Consider the following 21,766-nt stretch of genomic DNA (forward strand, 5'->3'; position numbering starts at 1 on the left):
ATTATTTTTTCTTTAATACAACAATTGAATTTAACTGAGCAGAAACCGCCTTTTCCATTATTTTTTTCAATCCCTCATACAACGCTGGCTGATATTGACTTTCTCTAAAATTAAGTCTAAAGTTAACCGTCAAAACACTTCCCGTTTTGGTAGTATTACAAATAAAATCACCTTTCCGCTCAGGTAAACTTATATTCACAGACTCCGGCAATTCTCCTATTTCATAAAACTCCCCAACATCCAAATTAACTCTATATAAGTAACTATCCTCATAACCAAAATCCACAGGATAGGTTCTGTGTTGAAGTTTGAAAGGATTTTTTGTAAAAAACTTATAAAAAAAAGGATCTAAATAAATTCCTGAGGCAACATCAATTTCAAAGTCTCTTTCCAATTCTAGCTCCTCTTTAAATTTTTCATCATCGGGCCCAGAACTTTTCAATGCATAATTTTTTAGTTCAAACCCTTCAAATTCTTCCTGTAATTTATTTTGATAATTCGCAGGATTTGGGTAGTATTTTTTCTTTTTTTCTAGAGCATGATATCCAGAATACCCGGTTTTCATTTTACCTTTTAATGAATTTGGGTCCACAAACTTCAAATCCAAACTCATAAAACTCATTGAACCTTTTTTGTTTTCAAGCGAAACCCAGTCACTACCTTTTTTAAAATCCAATTGTCTACCATAGGTATTTAAACATCTAAAAGGTAATTGGCCAAAAGAAGTATATGGATCAGATGCGTCTAACAAATAACTTTTCCCATTGATTGTAGCCTTTACCAATAAATAATTAAACTCTGAAGGAACTGGAAACAACTTAGTTGGTAGTCCGTTTGCTCGAGTAGAAGAAATCACTGGATATACTTCGATTCCATTCGCCTTTAATAAATTATGAAGCAAGGTATTCATAGAACCAATATTCCCAGATTTCTCCTCAACCATTTTTTTTACAGAAATATTCGTATACAGATAGTAATCCTCATTCCAAACATAATTGTTTTGAACATATTCAAAAATAGCCTTTGCCTTTCTCAAAGGATCAGGTTCCGACACAATATTTAGTGGCAACACTCCCTTTACTGAGCTAGATTTTCGTAATTCTTTTCCTAAGGACTTCGATTTTATTTCTCGATCTGCATCTCGCCATTCTTTCGTAATATTATCAACTCTTCCATCAAAATACTTAAGCTGCATCAATTCATATTCAATTTTTGAAAGATAATTATCCTTGGCTGTCATGAAATCTTCCTCAATAAAAGCAGGAATGTTTTTCATTAAATAATAAGATTTTGTACAATCTGCACTAGCCGTACCGAATGTGAAACAATCTCTTTCTATTTCATTCTGATTTTTATCTAACTTTTGAATACCCACCAATTTTATATTATAATTATAATTGGCTGGAATTTTAGTAGTATACTCACTAAATAATTTTGGAATATCAGATTGAAAATTCCAATTATGAAAATTATAAATATAAGGTGACCTAATGGTGTAACTATAGGTAATTACCGAACCTACCTTTATATTTGGTAAAGTAAAGGTAACCGTGCTATAATTCTCATTTAACTCTTCTTCAAAAACTTGAGACTTATCCATGTCTATTACAGTAACTTTCCCGTCCTCTTTGACATAAGAAGTTGCTTTGATATCTTTTACTTTTTCAAAACCATTTTTGCCCTCATATAAGTACAATTTTACCGTTGCATGCTCAAACCCATCAGTGTTTAGTATTTTGATTTTCTTTTTATAATGAGTTACTATCGTATATTCAGATCGTTCAATAAAACTATTTCCAGATTCAAAAATCACCAAAGCATTTGCAAGAGAGTCTTGAGGATACAAGTTATTTACCAAATCTTTTTCCGACACTTTATAAGCGGTAGTAAAATTAGACTCTTGAGCTTTTACACCAACTGCCACGAAGAGCATTACAACAATCACCTTTAAGAAATTATTTTTTTTCACAGATTTTTTTACGAATATACAAAATCAACCAGGAGTGAAACCTTCAAATCAAGACATAAAAAAAGCCGCATGAATTTCATGCAGCTCTTAATAAATTATCGTAAATCTTACTCTAAAGACCCTAAATAACGTTCTGCATCTAACGCTGCCATACAACCAGTACCCGCAGCCGTAACAGCTTGTCTGTATTCTTTATCCTGTACATCACCTGCTGCAAAAACCCCAGGTAAATTTGTTTTTGTAGATTTTCCTTCAGTAATCAAATAACCAGCATCATCCATATCTAAAATATCTTTAAAAATATCCGTATTTGGTTTATGACCAATAGCAATAAAAACACCTGTTACAGGAATATCTTGCTTCTCGTTTGTTTGATTGTTAAAAGCTCTTACACCTTCTACCACCGAGTCACCTAATACTTCTTCGATTTCCGTATTAAACATAACCTCTAAGTTTTCAGTTCTCTCAACTCTATGCTGCATTGCTTTAGATGCTCGCATATAATCTTTACGAACTAATAAAGTAACTTTATTACAAATATTAGCTAAATAAGTAGCCTCTTCAGCAGCAGTATCACCTGCACCTACAACTACTACATCTTGTCCTTTATAAAAGAAACCATCACAAGTAGCACAAGCAGAAACTCCACCACCTTTTAATTTCTCTTCACTTTCTAGTCCCAAATACTTCGCTGTTGCCCCTGTAGAAATAATCACAGTTTCAGCCTCAATTTTAGTAGCCCCATCAATAATTATTGAGTGTACACCACCAACTTCTTTTGAAAAATTAACTTCTGTTGCCAACCCAAAACGTACTTCTGTTCCAAAACGCTCTGCTTGGTTTTTCAAATCTTCCATCATTGCAGTTCCATCCGTTCCATTTGGATATCCAGGAAAGTTATCAACTTCTGTTGTTGTTGTTAATTGTCCCCCCATTTGCAAACCAGTATACATAACAGGTTTCAAATCTGCTCTAGCAGCATATATTGCAGCAGTGTATCCTGCAGGTCCAGAACCGATAATAAGACATTTGATTCTCTCTATTGTATCTGACATAATATTGTATTTAAATTTGTGAAACAAAAATAAACTTTTTAGTCAGCCAAATACCGCAATGTTTATAATTTTTTATAATCCGATTATAAGGAAAAACAATCTCTGCTTCAAAATAAAATCTTCATTCTAGCCCTCGAAAAAAAACTTTATATTTTTTCATTTTTTTAATTGTCAAAATAGTTGTTTTAACTATATTTGCAATTCGAAATCGGGCACTGATTTCATCAACACTCTCGGGGTGTAGCGTAGCCCGGTCATCGCGCCTCGTTTGGGACGAGGAGGTCGCAGGTTCGAATCCTGCCACCCCGACAAACCTTTATAGGTTTTAACAAAACACTGTTAGTTTTCTACTAACAGTGTTTTTTGTTTTAAGCACTTCCTCTACAAAGAGGAACCTACCTATAAAATCCACTCAGGATTAGAAAACTCATAAGCATACTTTAGCAGGGTTTTCGATTTTTTATTATCTATAATTTTATAATGCTCTTTGTTTGTAGCTATCCCTTACAATAAGCAGCATACACAAAAGAAGAAAGAGACAATACACATTTAAAATAAAATTCTGTAACAATAATCTATTTCTAAAAAGGTACTCATTGTATCAAAAATTCATATTATGATTACGTTTTTGGTATTCTATGAATACAAACGAATTCCCTGAAAACTTAAGGTAATTGACCTATAAATACCGTGAATTTACTCACAGGTACCAAATTACTTTCGTTTAAAGGGATATTTGCCTTACTAGCTTGTAATCATGAAAAAAGTACACTTCTAAACAGTTTCATATTGCGTTCAAACACTTTTGTATTCCCTAGGTAAAATACTAATTCATTTGGAACACAAAATATAGATTGAGATTTTTCATCATTTACCTGGCATATAAAAAACAGAAAAAAAAAATTCACCGATCGAATGAAAACTATATTACATACAGACATGAAAAAAGCGATTATCCTCTTATTTTGCTTAACATTAATTATTTCCTGCAAGCAGAAATCTGAAGCCCCAAATAAAAATAGCGCTTCTCTTAAACATAACCCTAGCAAAAATCTTGATTTAGATAATAATAAGGGTGCAATTAACACAGCAAATAGTCCACATGTAAAATTAAAAAGCTTAAATATTGGAGATTGTCAATGGACTAATGGTTTCTGGGCTGATAAATTCAAAGTGGCAGAAGAAGTTATGGTGCCCTATATGGGAGAAGTTCTTAAAGGAGATACCGGACATGCTTTGAACAATTTTAAAATAGCTGCTGGATTGAAAGAAGGTGAGCACAAAGGAATGAACTGGCATGATGGGGACTTTTATAAGTGGATGGAAGCAGCAACTTATATATACGCTATAAATAAAGATGAAAAGATTTTAAACGAACTGGATAGCCTCATTGAAATCATCGCTAAGGCACAGGAAGACAATGGTTATTTACAAACTCAAATACAATTAAAAGATGTTAGCCCTTTTAGTGAAAGGAAGTATCATGAAATGTATAATAGTGGCCATCTTTACATTGCAGCTTCAATTTATTTTAGGGTTACTGGTAAAACTAATTTTTTAGATATTGCCATCAAACATGCCAATAACTTATATGACACATTCCAACCACAACCTAAAGAATTAGCACGATTCGGTTTTAACCAAGTGCAAATTATGGGGTTAGTTGAATTATATAGGACTACAAAAGATAAAAGATACTTAGAGTTAGCTGAAATATTCATCAATATGAGAGGTAAATCCAAAGTTGAACCTCATCCTACCGTTAGGTATCAATTCGTTGGGGACATGACCCAAGAAAGAACCCCTTTAAGAGAATCTGAAGAAGCCGTAGGACATGCCGTTTTAGCACTTTATTATTATGCGGGTGCTGCTGACGTTTATGCCGAAACTGGGGAAAAAGCCTTGATTGATGCTTTAGATAAAATTTGGGGAAATATAGTTGATAAAAAAATGTTCGTTACCGGAGCCTGTGGCCAAAAACATGATGGAGGTTCCTCTAATAGAGATTTTGTCCATGAGGCTTTTACCATTGATTATGAAATGCATAATGCGAATGCCTATAATGAGACTTGTGCCAACCTATGTAATGCCATGTTCAATTATAGAATGCTAGGTGTAAAAGGAGATTCAAAACATGCTGACATCATGGAATTGGTCTTATATAATAGTGCTCTTTCCGGAATCAGTTTAGAAGGAAATACCTATTTCTACACAAACCCTTTAAGAAGAACTGCCGGACATAAAATGGGAATTACTGATTACCCAGACAGAACTTCATACATTCCATGTTTTTGCTGTCCTCCAAATTTAGTAAGAACAATAGCAAAATCATCTGCTTGGGCTTATAGCCTATCAGAAAACGGGATTGCAGTAAACCTTTATGGAGGTAATAAATTAGACACAAAATTGGTTGATGGGACTAATATTAAATTAAAACAAGAAACAAATTATCCATGGAATGGTGATATAAAAATCACCATTAATGAATGCAAAAATGAAGCTTTTGATGTTCTCTTAAGAATTCCTGATTGGGCTAGTAATTTTGCAATAGAGGTAAATGGAAAAACCATCAAAACAAATGCAAAACCTGGAAGTTTTGCGGTAGTTAATCGTATATGGAAAACGGGAGATGTGATATCCCTTAGCTTACCAATGGACATTAAGTTACTGGAAGGAAACCCTTTAATTGAAGAGGTTAGAAATCAAGCAGCGATCAAAAGAGGTCCAGTAGTATATTGTTTGGAATCTCCAGACTTACCAAAAAACACAAGTATATTAGATGCTTATTTACCAGTAGAATCTAATTTAACAGCTACTTACAAACCTGAATTATTAGGTGGTGTAACTGCTATTTCGGGGAACATTAAACTTAGAAAGAATAAAAAGAAAGGAATGTACAGGGAAATTTTAGATTTAAAATGGGAAAATCATAAGGCACAGTTTGTACCGTATTTTGCATGGTCAAACAGGGGTGAATCTGAAATGAGCGTCTGGTTACCATTGATATTGGATTGAGTATTAAATATCGAAAGATGCGTAAAATTACGTGCTTCCAAAGGCGAATTGGTAATAAATAAGTTCTACCGTATTGCTGAAAATCTTTGTATCGGTTACAGTAAACAAAAAATAAGCTGAAAAGATAATAAGAAGACGAGAGTTCAAAAGAAAAAATAAAACTCATAATTAAGTTATTCTTGGAAAACCCAACATTCTGAATACCACCCCATAAGACCGCCAATCACCAGGGAATATATTTCGAATGCGTTTTCTACTGTTCGTGGAAAGAAATATTCAAGAGAGGTAAAACTAGTTGTGTTATTATTTATACACATACTATTAACCCCAAGTACTACAATCTTTACATAAATTATTAAACATAGTTGAAAAATAAAAAACACAATGAGCAATAGAAGAGAATTTTTAAAAAAAGCAGGACTTGGAAGCATTGCAATGACAGGAATCCCTGCTTTAGGTATGAATCAATTAGTTGATATAAAAGGTGCTGCATTATTGCCTCAAAGTGAAACTATAACTGGAGAAGGTAAAGAACTTAAAATTAAAGTTGCTACTCCTTTATTTTGCCCATATCAAAGTGTAGGAACAGCAGAACAAAAAGGTGGAAATGCTTATTACTACCAATCACATAAATTTACACAAAACCCTTTTACATGTAAAGCCGACAGAACATCTGGATCTCCAGTTATTATTGACGCTAAAGGGAAATTTATTGGGTTTATGACAACATTAGGCTATGAAAACTCCACGTTTAGTTTTGATGGTGAGGAAACATTGACCGTTACAATACCAGAAGGGCAAGAACTTTTCTTGAATGAAAAAGGAAATGAAGATGAAGCCTGGAAAGAATACAATAGAATCATGATGAAAAGGTTGAATATTTCACCTTTTACGCAAACACCTAAATTTTGGGAAGATGTAGAGTACTGCACTTGGTCTGAACAGAAAAAACTAGCTACAAAAAGACAAGAGCATTTTCATTTATTGAATGATGATTTTGTTAAGTATTACATGGATAAAATTATTGAATTTGGATATCCAAAAGGAAAATTGACCTTAGATCATGGATGGGGAATATTTCCTAATGGTAAAATAAATTCGGGTTATGGTTCTTGGATTCCTGACACAAAAAAATTTCCAAATTTCAGAAAAACAATGGATTCAATAAATGAGAGAGGGTTTACACCAGGATTATGGATTGGGTTTCCAAAAATTCACAAAACTAGTTTAGCGGCAAAAAAATACCCAGAATTATTAGGGAATTTTATGCAAGGTACCAAAGCTGACAGAAAAGATGACGTACAATGGTTAAATGCTCAATCGGATATTTATGACTACGCTTCTGAAGTAATATCTCGTTTTCACAATATGGGAGTAATGAAGTTTAAAATCGACATGTCATACAATTCAAAATCTGATATGTTACCAATTCATAGAGCACTATATAAAGCAGCAAAAGACATTGATAAAAACATTGAAATGGAGTTTCATGTTCCTGATATTTTTCTCGCTAAATATTCAGATATTATTAGAACTAATGATGTTTGGTTAAATGACAAATACAATTGGAAAGGACGCGTAAAAACACATTACGAAATTTGCTACAAATCCGCTCCAGGTAGAGGTATTAATTTAGATCATATTGGAGGAAATGATACCGATGTTCTCACAGAAAAGAACTTCCTAGATCATTTAAATAGTTACAAAACAAAAGTAGGATATCCATTGGTTTCTGTTTTACCACATCACTATGGTAAAAAATGCATCAAAGAAACAGGAGAATATTTATGGGATTATGAAAAAGGCTCTAAAAATATTTTATCAGATTTCTATTAATAGCATTAAAAAAATACGTTCAAAAGAACAATTGTTTAATAGACTTAGGTCCAGACCTATAGCAAGAAACCATAGAAAATAAAATATAGGATACTACATAAGGTGTTATTAACACTTAAAATATATAATTATTAAAAAGATGAAGAAAATACTGAGTTTGTTCGCAATTCTATTCTATATACAAATTGCAATTGCTGGGGCTGGAGTTAAAAGTATTGAAACAGATTATACAATCATGAAAGTTCGCGTGATGAAGTATCACGGTAAAACGAAAATTATTGGAACGAGTTATGAAGGTACAGTTGTATGCTATGACTATTCAGGAAAGCTGCAATGGGAAAATAAGTTATCTGGTTTTATGAATAATGATATTTATTGCGCAGATATTGATAATGACGGGAAAGATGAAGTACTTGCTCCAAATGCGGATGGATCTCTATATTGTTTAGATGATAATGGTGAGTTACTATGGAAGTTCAAAAAAAATTCAGCTCCAATATTGACGGCAACCATGGTTTCCAAAAACCATATCAATTATATTGTTTGCGGAGGTTATGATAAAAACATACACTATTTGTCTGCAAAAGGTAAGTTGTTAAAATCAATTCCCTCAGCATCTTATAGTATTGAAAAAAAGCATAAAAACCATGCAATAAACTATTTGAGAAAAATTGAACAAAACGGAAAAGATGTTTTGGTAGTATTAAGTGCATTTAACACCAATTACGATCAGGGAGTTTTGTATTATTTTAGGCCTTTGGAGGATGAACCATATCAATCTTCAAAAATGAAAGGTAAAGGAGGGGGAGGTTCTTGCCCTGGAACCATTGCTATAAATGATATTATTCCTGGAAATACAGAAGTTTTGTTGGGAGGAAATGGATTGAATGCTTTGCAGGTATCGGTAGGTAATGTTGAGAAATGTACTGCTGAAAAAATTCAATTTAAATTTAAAAATGCAAGAAAAGATATTGGAAAAGTAGGATATCGATTGGCATCAGTTGAAGCAATTCCCTATAAAAACAGTTTTAAATATTATGTCCTTTTTGGGAATAGAATACATTTAGTTTCTCCAGAAACAGAAGGAGACGCTACAGAGACTTATGAAAGTAGATATGCATTTAATGATATGTGTAAAGACGCCAATACAGAAAAATTAATTTTAGCAAGTGTGCAAAGTGGAGGAAGCTGTATTCATATCGTTGATTATACAAACAAATCTTGGAAAAAAGATTTTCAAAATCTGGAACCTAAAGGAAAAATGGCGAAGATTTTAAGCAATACTGACGATTTTCGAAAAAGATTAAAATCATTTAAAATCCCAAAATGGGAAGATCATAAAGTAAAGGTAAAAGTAATGTCATCTGGTTTAAGTAATAAAGAGTTATATGCTTTACCAAAAGGAAATTTTCAGAATTTTGTAAACATTAGTAATGTTAGAAGATTGTACCCACATGTAGAAAACTGGGACCGTTCAACCCTTAGTAATAAGGTATCTAGAGAAATACGTGATAAACGTAAAAAATATGACTTATCAAGCAATCAAGTAGTATCTAAATTTGAGAGTGCTTTAGAGTATGCACCCAATGGTATTCAATATTGGCAAGGACATGGAAGAGATGTTTATTTTTATTCTTTACCTACCATAAAAAAAATAATAGATGCCGCGAATGATAAAATAGTGATCCCCGTTTTTGCTGAGTTAGAACAACACGACAAAGATATTGAGTGGATGGTAGAAGATTTTATGTATCCGTTGGCAAATTATTTACAAGGAACCAATAGTTTCATTTCTATGAGAAACAAGCATACCTTTTGGCAATCTGTTGTGTATACACCTGCTTGGAAACGTTTAGTCTCAGGAGAGTTTGCCGATGTTTTTGTCTCTTCTATGGAAGAATCAAACAGCAAGGTAATGGATATGAGTATTTCTGGAAGAATGGGGTTATGGGCTGCAGGTTCTATGAATCAATGGGGAACTCGATTTACAAGAGATAACCCCTGTTATGATCGCTTAAGACAATTGTCTTATCAAAAAGTACCAAATCACGCTTTAAGAATGTTTGTTTATCATATCGCAAGTGGTGCATCAGTAGTTCATAACACAACTGTAAATCATGATTATCAAAAGATTTTGTATGATATGATTGCTTCAGGAATTTTATATGTGCCAACAAAACGTGAAATTGTAAGTTTCAATCCTGTACATTTAAGTATGCTAGATCCAGATCCTTTATTCTTAGAAGGCAATCATGTAAAAGATATAACCGTTTATGATGAAAGCTTTGAAAAGGAAAACCCAATGGTTGTTGGTCGTACATCTGGGGTGTATTCTGCTGCTCCTGTTCCTAAATGGGATTTCTCTATGTATGCTTCGGAAACTAAAGAACGAAGATTAGAGTTTTTACCAAATTACTCAAACGGAATTGTATTAACAACGCCCCCAAATGACAAAACCTCAGCAAGAGGAAGGTTAGAAAGTAACTTACATCCTATCTATAAAAATAAAACAAAAGAGTTTTTTACAGACGGTAGAAAATACTATGATAATTCCGATAAAAGTAAATCTTTTCGCGCCGATGAATATTATACTACAGTAAAAACTGCGATTGAAGAGGGCGCAAAGAAACTGCCTTTAACAGTAGAAGGACGCGTAGCCTGGGTAACAGCGCAAACAGCTCCAAAACATTTACGTTTAACTTTGGTAGATGGTGGGTATGTAAATCCTGGTGATAGAGAAGTAACTCTGTTTTTTCACACCGCTAAAGTGAAAAAAATAACCAATTTGTTAACTAAAGAAGAAGTTAATTTTTCTGAAACCAAAGCCTCTATAAAAGTTCCTTGTGGTTTGTTTGTATTTTTAGATATTGAACTAAAAGAAACGCTTTAAAGAATGAAATAAGTTCTACTTATTATTTAAAGCTAAAGAGACTCAAAAAATTGATAAATCAACCTTCAAAATTATTAGAAGTTGAAGAACTCTTTAAAAAACAGAATAAGAAGTAAGAAAAAACCGAACTATAGCGGAATTCGTAAATAGATATTCCTAAATACTTATTTGGCTTCTTAGGCTATCACAAGCATAAAATCTACGAAACTATGAACAGCATTGCTATGCCCCAATTGATTGTATTGTTTGGGGGTGATTAAACTTAGCTAATATATATGATAAGAACCAAAGGAGTGTTTGTATTACACACAATGGATTCAATTAAGATTTTAGAAATTATATCTAGAAAAAAACATAATAACTTAAAAACATAGAGGCTACCATACGGTAGCCTCTATGTTTAAATATTCTTTAAATGTATCATTTAGTTTACCATGATTCTTTTGGTAATTACATCAACATTAGATTGAATTTTGAGGATGTAAACACCTGAATTCAATCCTGATAAGTCAATGGTTGCAGTTTCAGAATCACTAACAGCAGATCTTACCAAATTGCTGGACATACAATAAACATTGATAAGACTACCTTTGCTTATGCCGTCAATATTGATTAAACCGTTAGAAGGTATTGGATAAACATCAGGGCCAGCAACTTCTTTCCACACCGACTCTAGATTGTTTGAGAGAGATGTGCAAATTTGTTCTTTCTGGTCGTCATATATGACATCAGGCACACAATTGAGATATCCGCTAAAAGTTTTCGAATTGCCACTCCCTGTTGTTCTATAAGTAACACTATAATGTCCTTCTGCTGCGCTTCCAACATTGGTAGCCGATTTTTGGGCTTCAAATAATAATGGAGCGATACCTGGTCCTTGACTCGCAATCAGATCAGCTCCATTTACTTTCGGCAAAGAATTAAATGGAGTGCTATTTCTAAAAGATTCAGAGTAATATGGATAGTGCTTTTCCTTGATTTGAGACTGACGGCTATCGTCTCCACCAGTTCTTTTAATATCAAGTATTCCTCCTATGATGACACTGTTGTATGTTCCTGCAGGTTGACCTAATTCTGCAAACCCACCATCTATTCTAACTCCCAATCCACAGTTAATGGCTGTTACATCTTTTATCACAGCACTTCCTTGTACTTTGGTATGAGGTGACACCATAACCGCAGCATTCCCATTTTCACATGTAATATTATGGGCATATAATTGGGTACTTGTACCTACTGTTGAACCTGCATTTGTTAGTGCCGTAGAACCACTTTCCATTCTAACAGTAACGCCGCCAGAGCCTTTTAGATCTCTGAACAAAAGGTTCGTTCCTACTCTTACTTGTAATAAACCATACCCATAATCAGCATTAACTATTTCACAATCTGAAACAATACCATTTCTAGGACCTCTATTGAAGTCCCCTACTACCGGAGGCCCAAGCCGAATGCCTGCAAAAAATGTTTTTTTGTCTAACATAAGTGCATGTTCAATTTTGAAGTTTTCAACAAAGCCAATCTCAAAACCAGCAACTCTATCAGTTACCAAAATATTTGACTCTGAATAATCTATTGTATACTTGTTCTCCTTCCCACCGCTACTGTAAAATCTAACATTAGTAATTTTAACCTGATTTTCTTTTCCTTGTCTCCCTATCGAAAAGATTGGTCCAAACGCCATTGCAGGTTTTATAATGGCATCTTGATGTATTCTAATATGGACATCGGACTTCAAAATAACCTTTTTATCAATTGTATGAGTTCCTGAAGGAATAATAACTGTCCCTCCTTTTTGGCCATTTGTTATTTGGTTACTAACAGAATTGATCACATCATTAATCTTATTGGCTGTCACTGGTGTTCCGACACTCTCTTCGTAATTTGGTACAGCACCTGTGAAAAAGGTGTTGTCATTTGGGATACTAATGGTCTGTGCATGAAAAGTTGCCGTGCTGAGAATTATTATACAAGTTAAGAAGGGAAACACGTAACATAGTTTTTTAATCATAAAATTTAGGTAATTGTTAATTTTCAACATTTTTCAAGTGTCTATTTTGTATTGATAATGTTATGCCAGATATAAATTTTTGCAATACTTGATGATCAATTGGCAGGACATAATTTAATGTATCAATTAAGATTTGAAAAAAGGAAACAAAAAGAGGCCAAAACAACAGCAGCCTCTTTCGTTGAATAATCTTTAAATGTATCTTTTAGTTTATTAGGATTCTTTTCATGATCACATCATCGTTAGATTGTATTTTGAGGATGTAAGGTCCAGAAATCAATTCTGATATATCTATAGATGTAGTTTCGGCACTACTGATAGCAGATTTCATCAAACTATTAGACATACTATAGATATTTATAACACTACCTTTCCTTATACCATCAATATGAATTGCGTCATTCGCCGGTATTGGATAAATATTAGGACCCGTAATTTCCTGCACTAATGACTCTTCATCCTTTGAGAGATTCTTCGACAATTCCTTTGAACTCGCTGTATTGTTAGATAAACAAACTTTTTCTTTTTGGTTGTCATATAAAACATCAGGCACACAATTTGGGTATCCGCTGAAAGATTGCGAATTTCCGCTCCCTGTTGTTCTGTAAGTAACTTTATAATCACCTTGTGCAGCGTTTCCTATGTTGGTTGCTGATTTTTGAGCTGAAAATAACAAAGGAGCAATACCTGGTCCTCTACGTGCAATAGGATCCGCTCCATTTACTTTGGGTAAAGAATTAAATGGATTGCTATTTCTAAAAAATTCAGGATAATATGGATAGTGTTTTTCCTTGATTTGAGACTGGCGACTGTCGTTTCCTCCAGTTCTTTTAATATCCAGCATTCCTCCTATTATAACACTCTTATATGTACCTGCTGGTTGTCCTAGTTCTGCAAAGCCACCACCAATTCGGACCCCAAAACCACAGTTTGTTGCAAATACACCTTTTATCACAGCAGTTCCTTGCTTTTTGGTATGAGGTGATACCATAACAGCAGCATTTCCATTTTTACAAGAAATATTATGGGCATATAATTTAGTACTCGTACCAACCGTTGAACCTGCCAGTGTAAGTGCCGTAGACCCACTTTCCATTCTAACAGTAACACCTCCACTACCTTTAAGTTTTCTGAATAAAATATTAGTTCCTACCCTCACTTGCAATAATCCATACCCATAATCAGCATTGGTTATTTCGCAATCTGCAACAATACCATTTCTTGGTCCTCGATTAAAGTTTCCTTCTACCGGTGCTCCCAATCTAATGCCTGCAAAAAATGTTTTTTTGTCGCGTATAAGTGCATGCTCAATTTTAAAATTATCTACAAACCCAATCTCAAACCCAGCAACTCTATCATTTTTTGTAATGTTTGAGCCTGAATAATCTATTGTATATTTATTATCCTTTCCACCGCTACTGTAGATTCGAACATTTTTGATTTTAATCTGATCTGCCTTTCCTTGCATACCTACAGAAAAAATGGGTCCAAATGCTTCTATAGGCTTAATAATAGCATCTTGATGTATTCTAATATGTACATTGGACTTCACTATAACTTTTTTATCAATGTTGTGAGTTCCTTTTGGAATTACAACCGTTCCACCTTTTCTGCCATTGGTTGTTTTATTGCTGACAGTATTGATTGCAGTATTGATCTTATTTGCGGTCACTGGGGTTCCAACCCTCAATTCGTAATTTGGTACAGTACCCGTGAAAAAAGTATTGTCTTTTGGAATACTAATTGATTGAGCATGCAAAGTTGCAACACTGAGAATTATTAAACAGGTTAAAATGTAATGTGTGTAACATCGTTTCATAATGGTTAAATTTAATTTATGGTTAATTTGTATAAATCACATTTTTAATGGTTACAAATAAAATGTGACAACTATTTAGTTGTTGTTTTTAAAAACTATTGTTTTTAACGTTTTTACCTTAAAAATGATTTAGCGTTAAACCTAATATGTTTTATTGCAAAGCCGATAATCAAAAGACTGGTTATTAAACTCTAACTGTAGAATAGAATTGCACATTTTTGTACAAATTATAAGTCAGAACCTATGTTTTGAACTTCTAAAAAATTAATATTAGTCACAATTTTGAATGGCCTCAGAATCATCTACAATTTCAAAACCTGGTTGAAATCCAATTGCCTCTACGTCTTCAGGATTGAATTTTAGAGGATAATTTGAAACATCTATTACCCCAGCTATTGATGGACCCCAAAAACTTTTGGTTTCTTCTTGTAAAGGATTGGTTGGTGTTGTCCCTATTAACTCTCTTAGATTACACGGCATATACTTATAATGTTTTTCTTTTAACTGTGCCATTGAATACCCATAAGTCACCTTAACATTTAACAGTGTAACCTCGTCGAAAGTTCCATCGGTTAAACCTATATTCTGATCGTATTTAGTTGAAACATACCCACCATCTATCCGTATCCCAAAACCACAAGATTCAGATGTAATTCCGTTTACATATATTTTTCCGTTATGCATTGCATGTGGAGAAACCATAACTGCTGCATTTCCATTTTTACAGGAAATATTTTCCCCATAAAGTTTATCTACACCCCCTATTTGCAAGTTATTCTCCGAAACTAAACCTGTTTCAAAACGTAATGTGACACCTCCAATCCCCGACAAATCTTTAAAATATACATTTGTTGCAGACCAGGTTTGAACAAGTCCATAACCATAGTCAGCATTATTTACTGTTGCATTTTTTAAAACTCCATTTCTTGGCCAAAAATATGTATCATCAAACTCTGTAATTGCTAAAGTTACGGCAGAAAAATCTGTAAAAGCATCATCAATCTCAAACCCAGAAAGTAAAAATCCATCTACATTTTTCATATTAAAAACAGTTGCATTCAGATTATTGACTTGTGTTAAATCAATTTTAAACTTATTCTCAGTATTACTCGTAATACTCACATTTTCCACAACATCAGTTTTAAAACCAAAAGAAAACATAGCATAATTCTTTTCATCTTCTCTTAAAGAGGGTCTAATAACAGCTTTTTCATCAATAACAATATGAACATTCGATTTCATTCTAATATCCGCGAAAGTATAGTTCCCTTCTGGAATGAACAATTTACCTCCACCACTTGCTGATATTTCATTAATTGCAGATTGGAGTATTTCCGTATCGTTGGTATCAAAAACCTTATCCGAGTTATAGTCCGTTACAAAGTTCTTTTCAATAGTATAACTAGTGGGTATTTTATAGAAATCCTCTTCCTTAAGAGTTAATGCTTCTATTTCTTCTTTTGGTTCTTCTATGGGTTCTTCTATGTATTTTTCAGTAGGTTTTTCTTGCTCAAATTCATTTTCATTTTCTATTTTACTTGAGCAAGATTGTAACAATACTCCTACTAATAATATTCCATTTATAATCCTCTTTTTATTCATAAATACTATTTATTAGATTTGGTTAATTCTAAAAAACATTTGAAAATTGATTAATTATAATTTAATTGCTATCTAACACCCCTTCTTCAATAATCTCTTCCACCGGTCACAATGGATCTACAACAGAGTTTTAGTAATTAATACGCTTCCTAAGCTCTTATTAATAGAAGCATATTAAAAAAACCTCACTTTGTTTTTATCGAAAACAAAGTCTTTGTCACTGCGTCTAACGCATCTTTTCATACTGGTTTTTAACACCTTAACAATACTGCGGTAAAATTCTTATAAAAGTTAGTTGTTTCGGTATACCCAAGTAAATAAGTGGTATCTAAGCGTATTTTATGATTTATCTTTTGCCTTTGTATTTTAAAGAGATCTTTTGCTTCACACCTGTGATTATACTAGATTTTTTTCAAAATAGCTTATGAAATTACCTAAGAAGGGTTTTATGCAGATTTATTTATTAAGAGGATTTTTTCACAATTTTAACAGACCTTGAAATCCTCATTAATTTTTTTCTGGTTAAGTTTAATTCATGAACTGACATTTTTCAAAAAAGATCTGCATACTACATCGGCTAAACTCAAAGATATTTTTTTTAGTAATTCCAGATTTATTTAAACCAATTACATCATGTCCCTTGATTCGAGTTATTCTTATCCTAAAAACCTGAAATTAAATTCATAAAACAATCTGGAATGATCCTCAAAAATGAGCCAATAAAAATACAGGAAGCAATGAGTGACATTTTTTTAATAACCATGAATAGGCAAAATAAAAATAGGCAACATCTATTTATACTAAATCCTTTAAGCAATGATGCCATTTCGTGTTGACAATCATTATTTTGGAGATTAAGTTTTCTGCCTTCTAATGTAAGAGGAAATTACTTGAACACTAAGATAATTGACCTAAAAATACTGCATATTTACGTACAAATACAATTTTACTTCCATTTACAAAGATATTTGACTTCTCTAATTACAACCATTAAAAACTACCATTTCAAGAGGTCTTAATATTTGCTTGTATATCTAACTTTACAAAACTGCAAAGCAATTGAATTTTAAAACAGAAACAACATAGATACAGATATTTACCATCAAAACCCTACAAAAAACCTCCTAAAAAACTGACACATTGAAATATAATCGTTTCTGTCGACCATTCTTTTTATCAAAACGTCTTTACATTATATGAGGTATACCATTTTCAAGCTACTTCATCAGGTTATCTATTATTAAAACATTTTTTAATTTAAATAATAATACAAAATTTCATTGTATTTTTATAACACAACAAGTTTTGAATGATTCATAGAAAAAGTTTTATATTAATTGTTTTGTTATTTGGCTTATTCGTATCAAGTGTACAAAGTCAGAGCCTAGAGCCGAAACAAAACTTGACCATTTCGGATGGACTAGAACATAATGGCGTTACTTCTGTTCTCGAAGATTCTAGAGGTTACCTTTGGATTGGAACCTATGATGGGTTAAGTAGGTATGATGGATATCAATTGGTAAATTATAAAAACACAGTAGGAAAGACCATTTTAGTCAGTAACCGTATTAGAACTTTAGCCGAAGATCAAAATAATACACTTTGGATAGGAACAGATGAGGGAATTACAATTTACAACCCATCTGAGGAAAAATTTCAGAATCTAAAATCTAACAACTATAACCACCCAAATTCTAATGAACTAATTATTAGAAAAATAATCATAAGCTCTGATAACGATTTTGTTTTATGCTGTACTGAAAATCAAGGTATTTTAATTTACAACAAAAATTTTGAATATGTAGATAACGTGACACCAATTCAAGGTGCTTTTGGTTCTAACATTACCTTTTTTAATGGAATTGAACTTGATAGTGATAACTATTTTTTCACCTCTTCAGCCGGAGCATTTTTATTTAACATAAATACAAAAAAATTCAAGCAAATTCTTCCTAACGATATAGGCTATTGTGACTCGGTTGTTAAAACCGAGGAATCCTCCCTCGTAATTACTGCCCATAATGGGATAGCATTGATAAAGTACACCGAGGGTTCAAAGGATTTTAGTTTTAAATTTATTGGGAAGGGGTTGATGAATCAAAAATACAGTAGCTCGTTCGTTGACAAAAAGGGTAACTTATGGTTAGGGACATTGAATCATGGGCTCGAAAAAATCTGCAAAACATCCTCACTCTTAGAAAACAAAAATCTCAAAAAACATAAGTTTCAAATAGAATCAGGAGGCTTACGGTCAAGTTGTATTTTGGGAGGCTCAAATGATGTGCTTTGGTATGGAACTTTTGATGAGGGGCTCTATAGATTTGATATGAATTCAAATCCGTTCAAGAAGTACAACACAAAAATGAACTATGACTTTGCCATTTCAACCAATAACATAACCTCGATTTCAGTTCTTGATGAAAACAGGACATTTGTAGCAACATTTAGAGGAGGCATAGGGTTGTTGAATACGAAAAAAGAATTATTCGAACCCCTACCCTTTCATATATCTGAAACTGACAAGCGATATGTTGAAGCGGTACATGTTGATACTAACAGTAACATATGGTTATATATTTCAGGCAAAGGATTGTTTTTTGTAAAAAGTAATACGCAACATATGATTCCTGTGTCCAATCAAAATATAAAAACGTTGAGAGGCATAAGATCTTTTAATGAAGACCATTTTGGTAATATTTGGATTGGAGCTATGAAAGACACCTACAGGGTGACCATATTGAGTGATGACAGATTCAATATTGAATCATTAAATAGTAATCCTACTTTTAAGAACAATAAACTAACCATGGTTCGGTACGTTTATAAAGATCCTCTTCATAACTTTATATGGCTGGGCACTGAATATGCAGGATTAATTAGGGTTAGTATAGAAAGAGAAAAGACAATTTCTGAATTAAAAGTAGACACTTATGTCAAAGACATTACAGATGAGTTATCTATATCAAGTAATTTTGTTTCTACTATTATTAGGTTACCTAATGAAGAACTTTGGATAGGTACAGAGGGCAGTGGAATATGTAAAGTCCTGAACAGTGATTCTACTCCTGAATTCATAACATATTCAGAAAATCAAGGACTTTCAAATAATGCGGTTAAAACAATTCTGTACGATAATGATTATAATTTGTGGATAAGCACCAATGTAGGTTTAAACAAGTTTGACACAAAAGAGTTACGGTTTAGAAAATTTGGTTTATATGACGGTTTACCTTTTGAGGATTTTCGGTATTCCTCCGGTAAATTAAAAAATGGGAATCTAGTATTTTCAGGCTTAGACGGTCTGTGTTACTTTAAACCTGATGAGATTTCCAAAGAGGAACCTTTACCAAGGTTAGAGTTTGATGATTTCAGGGTTTTCAATAAATCTGTTACACCCGGTGATACCATAAATAATAGGATTTTATATCATAAGAATCTACAGGACAATGATCAATTAGTATTAAAATATAACGAAAATGTTTTTTCAATTAAAGCAACTTCTCTGCATTTTTCTAATCCTGAAAGTCATTACTTAAAGTATCGTTTAAAACCATTAAGTAACGAGTGGGTAGAAGTATCATCAACTAAACAGGATATTTTCTATAGTGGTTTACAGCCTGGTAAATACACTTTAGATGTAATGGCATCAAACTCCTTGAATGAATGGACGCGACCAAAACAATTGAAAATAACCATTACTCCACCTTATTGGAAAACAACATATGCGTATATCTTATATGTTATTCTAACAATCTTATTCATTTATGGAATTACCAGAATGTTTTTAAGAATTCAGGCATTAAATCACAATTTAGAAATAGAGCATTTAGAAAAAGATCAAGTAAAACAAATTAATTCTGCAAAACTGAAATTCTTCTCTAATATCTCTCATGAGTTAAAAACTCCATTAACATTGATTAAGGGTCCTGTAAGTAATTTGCTAGGTGAGTTCGTCCATAGGGTAGATGTTAAAGAAAAACTCCAAATTATTGAGAGACAATCAAAAAGAATATCGCAATTAATTAGTCAGGCTCATGATTTTCAAAAAGCAGAAGCTCAGGCCTTAAAAATGAATTATTCCCGATTTTCATTTAACGAATTTATTCTAGGGTTTTCACAAGATTTTGAGTTCATGGCTCAAAACGACCTGAAAGATTTTATTGTTAACAACCCTCATGAGAACATTATAATTTCTGCTGACAAAGATAAACTTGAGAAAATTTTTAATAATGTACTTAGCAACGCTTTTAAATATACACAGGAAAAAGACACCATTACTATTAATTATAAAAGTGAGGATAAAAATTTAATAATTTCCGTATCAGACACTGGAAAAGGAATTGATCCAGAAGATTTATCACATATTTTTGAACGATTTTATCAATCTCATAATTTTCAAAATATTCACACATCTGGTTCTGGAATTGGGCTCTCCTTCGCTAAGTTGTTGGTTGAGATGCATTATGGATATATAGATGTAGATAGTGAATTAGGGACGGGTACAACTATAAACATTAGAATTCCTGTTGTTAAAAAGGAAACAGAAAGCGAACAAACTTTGGCAGAAGAAAAAATATTGATAGCCGAAAAAGATTTTGAGTTTAAATCACAATTGTCACCTGTAAACAATCCTGAAAACCTAGAAGTTGATACGGTGTTTTCTGAAGCTGTTATTTTTTATGCAGAAGATAACTCAGATATGCGAGCCTACGTATCCAATGCACTTACAAAATACTTCAAGCTGAAAACCTTTAACAACGGTAAGGAGTGTTTGGATGCTATGGAAGATGAGTGGCCTGATATAATTATTAGTGATATCCAAATGCCAGAGCTAAATGGAATAGATTTATGTAGAACAGTGAAATCTGATATTAAAACAAGTCATATTCCCGTAATCCTCTTAACGGCATTAACAAATATAGATGATAAAATTCAGGGAATTAAAGATGGTGCTGATGCGTATATTACCAAACCTTTTAATGTGCAGCATTTAATTTCAAGAACAGAAGCATTACTTCGAAACAGAAAACAACTAAGAGAACGTTTCCAAATTGGGATTCCTTTAACCAAAGAGAATAATTTAAACAACAGAAATGACAATGCTTTCCTTGAAAAACTATACAACTTGATTGAAGAAAATTTAGATAATCAGAATCTAGATTTAAACAGTTTTGCAAAAGAACTCTATTTAAACAGAACTCATTTCTTCCAAAAAGTAAAAGCACTTACAAATTTAACACCATTAGAAGTTTTAAAAGATTATAGACTTAAGAAAGCTGCCGATTTTTTAGTTAATGAAAAAGTATCCGTTAAAGAAGCTTCGGTGATGACAGGCTTTAAAAGTAGACCTCATTTCAGTAAACTCTTTAAAGACAAATATAATGTTGCTCCAGGTAGTTATGCAAAGAGCAAACTTGATGAGTATTCTAATTAAGAACATGTATTATTGATGAATAATTTGAGTTATCAAATATTTACTATTACCGAGTAGTCTTCCCCTAGTATCATAATACGATCTTCACATATCAATCCAAGGTGCTATATATCAGCTCCTTGTGTCAGTTTTTTTTGT

Annotated in this window: 9 protein-coding genes and 1 tRNA gene; 5 read left to right on the forward strand and 5 right to left on the reverse strand. The window is 32.7% G+C overall.

The window, feature by feature from the left end; translation table 11 throughout:
* Window position 1: 1 nt before the first annotated feature.
* Window positions 2-1,969 (reverse strand): transglutaminase family protein, encoded by a 1,968-nt coding sequence (locus AC2DZ0_RS08650; RefSeq protein WP_484641300.1) that lies wholly within the window; start codon window positions 1,967-1,969, stop codon window positions 2-4.
* A gap of 107 nt (window positions 1,970-2,076) precedes the next feature.
* Window positions 2,077-3,024 (reverse strand): thioredoxin-disulfide reductase, encoded by a 948-nt coding sequence (gene trxB / locus AC2DZ0_RS08655; protein WP_484489686.1) that lies wholly within the window; start codon window positions 3,022-3,024, stop codon window positions 2,077-2,079.
* A 234-nt stretch (window positions 3,025-3,258) separates the two neighbouring features.
* Here trxB and AC2DZ0_RS08660 point away from each other — a divergent pair.
* The 4 genes from AC2DZ0_RS08660 to AC2DZ0_RS08675 all read left to right on the forward strand — a co-directional run bounded on the left by AC2DZ0_RS08660 (window position 3,259) and on the right by AC2DZ0_RS08675 (window position 10,765).
* Window positions 3,259-3,333 (forward strand) — tRNA-Pro (locus tag AC2DZ0_RS08660).
* Between the two features lie 606 nt (window positions 3,334-3,939).
* Entirely contained in the window at window positions 3,940-6,039 is a 2,100-nt protein-coding gene (locus AC2DZ0_RS08665) for a glycoside hydrolase family 127 protein (protein ID WP_484641302.1), read from the forward strand.
* A 384-nt stretch (window positions 6,040-6,423) separates the two neighbouring features.
* On the forward strand, window positions 6,424-7,875 hold the full coding sequence (locus AC2DZ0_RS08670) for an alpha-galactosidase (RefSeq protein ID WP_484641303.1): 1,452 nt from the start codon (window positions 6,424-6,426) through the stop codon (window positions 7,873-7,875).
* A gap of 139 nt (window positions 7,876-8,014) precedes the next feature.
* Window positions 8,015-10,765 carry an outer membrane protein assembly factor BamB family protein gene (locus tag AC2DZ0_RS08675; protein WP_484641304.1) on the forward strand — a complete coding sequence of 917 codons (2,751 nt, stop codon included), beginning with the start codon at window positions 8,015-8,017 and terminating at the stop codon, window positions 10,763-10,765.
* Window positions 10,766-11,189: 424 nt separating this feature from the next.
* Here AC2DZ0_RS08675 and AC2DZ0_RS08680 read toward each other — a convergent pair whose 3' ends face one another.
* From AC2DZ0_RS08680 to AC2DZ0_RS08690, 3 genes are all read right to left on the reverse strand, one after another.
* Window positions 11,190-12,752, reverse strand: a complete 1,563-nt coding sequence (locus AC2DZ0_RS08680) for a T9SS type A sorting domain-containing protein (RefSeq protein WP_484641306.1) — start codon at window positions 12,750-12,752, stop codon at window positions 11,190-11,192.
* A 226-nt stretch (window positions 12,753-12,978) separates the two neighbouring features.
* Entirely contained in the window at window positions 12,979-14,592 is a 1,614-nt protein-coding gene (locus AC2DZ0_RS08685) for a T9SS type A sorting domain-containing protein (RefSeq protein ID WP_484641307.1), read from the reverse strand.
* Window positions 14,593-14,862: 270 nt separating this feature from the next.
* Window positions 14,863-16,194: a hypothetical protein gene (locus AC2DZ0_RS08690; protein WP_484641308.1), complete on the reverse strand. Its 1,332-nt coding sequence runs from the start codon at window positions 16,192-16,194 to the stop codon at window positions 14,863-14,865.
* A gap of 1,309 nt (window positions 16,195-17,503) precedes the next feature.
* On the opposite strand from AC2DZ0_RS08690, the gene AC2DZ0_RS08695 reads away from it, so the two are divergent.
* On the forward strand, window positions 17,504-21,628 hold the full coding sequence (locus tag AC2DZ0_RS08695; RefSeq protein WP_484641310.1) for a hybrid sensor histidine kinase/response regulator transcription factor: 4,125 nt from the start codon (window positions 17,504-17,506) through the stop codon (window positions 21,626-21,628).
* Window positions 21,629-21,766: the final 138 nt, after the last annotated feature.

This window comes from Flavicella sp. IMCC45668 (assembly GCF_057219105.1).

Excerpts from the sequence above, each read along its gene's own strand:
- trxB (WP_484489686.1), bottom strand. The coding sequence starts at position 3,024 with ATGTCAGATACAATAGAGAGAATCAAATGTCTTATTATCGGTTCTGGA.
- AC2DZ0_RS08665 (WP_484641302.1), top strand. The coding sequence starts at position 3,940 with ATGAAAACTATATTACATACAGACATGAAAAAAGCGATTATCCTCTTA.
- AC2DZ0_RS08670 (WP_484641303.1), top strand. The coding sequence starts at position 6,424 with ATGAGCAATAGAAGAGAATTTTTAAAAAAAGCAGGACTTGGAAGCATT.
- AC2DZ0_RS08675 (WP_484641304.1), top strand. The coding sequence starts at position 8,015 with ATGAAGAAAATACTGAGTTTGTTCGCAATTCTATTCTATATACAAATT.
- AC2DZ0_RS08685 (WP_484641307.1), bottom strand. The coding sequence starts at position 14,592 with ATGAAACGATGTTACACACATTACATTTTAACCTGTTTAATAATTCTC.
- AC2DZ0_RS08690 (WP_484641308.1), bottom strand. The coding sequence starts at position 16,194 with ATGAATAAAAAGAGGATTATAAATGGAATATTATTAGTAGGAGTATTG.
- AC2DZ0_RS08695 (WP_484641310.1), top strand. The coding sequence starts at position 17,504 with ATGATTCATAGAAAAAGTTTTATATTAATTGTTTTGTTATTTGGCTTA.